This is a genomic window from Desulfatibacillum aliphaticivorans DSM 15576 (assembly GCF_000429905.1).
Lineage (GTDB): Bacteria > Desulfobacterota > Desulfobacteria > Desulfobacterales > Desulfatibacillaceae > Desulfatibacillum > Desulfatibacillum aliphaticivorans.
In genome coordinates, this window is sequence record NZ_AUCT01000060.1 from 1 (window position 1) to 1767 (window position 1767).

1 protein-coding gene is annotated in these 1767 nt (G+C 64.7%); it reads right to left on the bottom strand.

The annotated features are described in order from the left end of the window. Positions 1–1767, bottom strand: a 1767-nt coding sequence (locus tag G491_RS36030; RefSeq protein WP_169829524.1) for a beta strand repeat-containing protein, incomplete at both ends; no start/stop codon positions are given.

A 1767-nucleotide genomic window follows, 5' to 3' on the forward strand; every position in this document is an offset into this window, starting at 1 on the left:
CCCGCGTCGTTGTCAATGATCAGGGCGGAACCCGCTGCGATATCCGTGGTGGAGTCGCCGTCGTTCTGGACGCTGCCGTTGGGCAGGTGCAGGCTGACGTTCGAGCCCGCATCGATCTCGTTCACAATGATGTCCCCGGCGTTCAGCAGGGTCACGTCCACGCTCTTGCCGGCGTCAATGTCCCGGAGGGTCACGCCGTCGAACTCTTCGATGACCACGTTGCCGGTTCCGCCGTCGGCGTCGATGATGTCGCCCTTGGTGTCTATGTCAATGCCGGTGGTGGAGGTCACGTCGATGATGTCGCCCGTGATGAGGCCGGAGCCAACCACCCAACCGATGGTGTTAATGGTTACGTCGCCCAGCGAACCCGCGTTGATGAACTGATCCACGGAGAGGTTGCCGGCCGTGTTGATGTCTATGTTGTAGCCGTTGGAGTCGATGCCGCTCACGCCGTTCACCGTACCCACGGTCAGGCCCGTCGCCGCATCGTCGTCAATGGCCACCGTACCGGTCGTATCCACCGCGATCTCGGTCATGGCGTTGCCGGCCTGGGCCAGGCTTACTGCGCCGCCCGCCGTCACTTCCACGCCCACGTCCGTGGTCACCGTGCCGCCGGTCTGGTTCACGCCGCCGGAAGCATGCAGCATGATGCTGCCGCTGTTGCCGGTCACGTCGTTGCCCAGGATGATGCTCCGGTCCGGACCGTTGGTGGTCAGGGTGATGGTTCCGGGGCCGTCCGCATCCAGCACGCCCACGGTCAGGATGTCGCCGTCCGTGGTGGTGATTACGATGGAGCCGGAGTTGGCCGTGTCAAATCCGTTGGCGCCCACCGTCAGGTCGGTCTCTTCACGGATGGTCACGTTATTCACCACGTTGGCGCCCGCGGCATGAGCCGTATGCACCTCGGTGTCCAGGTTCACGTCGCCATTGGCGCTTGTGTCAACCACCAGGATGCCGGCGAACACGTCCCTTGTGCCCGTTCCCGTGCTGTCCCAGATGTCGCCCGAAGCGTTCAGGTTCACCGTGTCGCCGGCCGCTTCCACGTACCGCACGTCCAGGCTTCCGCCGGCCGTCAGGGTCACGTTCTGGCCGGTTCCCTGAGCCCGTACGTCCATGGCGATCAGGTTGTCCGCGTCCACGTACGTGATGTCGCCGTTCTGGGTCTCGGCGTACAGGGTGTCCACATTGTTGCCGCCGCCGTCCAGGATGTCTCCGTCCTCAAGGATGGTCACGTCCAGGGTTCCGCCGGTGGTGTTCTGGATCGTCACGGTGTCCGCTTCGTCGATGGTCGCAACGCCGGTTGCACTGAAGAAGGCCTCCACCGTGCCGGCGTCCGTGTTCAGGTCGATGGACTTGGTTGCGTCCACGTTCACAAAACCCGCCGTCACAACCGCGCCGTCCACCGTGGTGATGCTGCCGCCAAGCGCGCTCAGATCGGCCGTGCCGCCGCCCGCCGTGATGTCTGCGTTCACGTGCAGGTTAGCCGCTGCGTCCAGGGTGACGTCGCCCTTGGCCGTGATCACGCCGGACAGGCCCTGATCCACGCCGTCAACCGCGCCCACCGTCAGGTCGCCGCTGGTTCCGTCGATTTCAATATCGCCGCCGGCCAGCACCGCCAGGGTTACGCCGTTGTTATCCAGGTCGATGTTCGTCACGCTGCCTGCAGCTTCCAGGGCAACCTCAGGAGAGGTGATCACGCCGCCCGTGATATTGCCGCCAGCCTCGATGGCCGCCCGGGTCGTTGCGTCCACGCTCACCACGGTCACA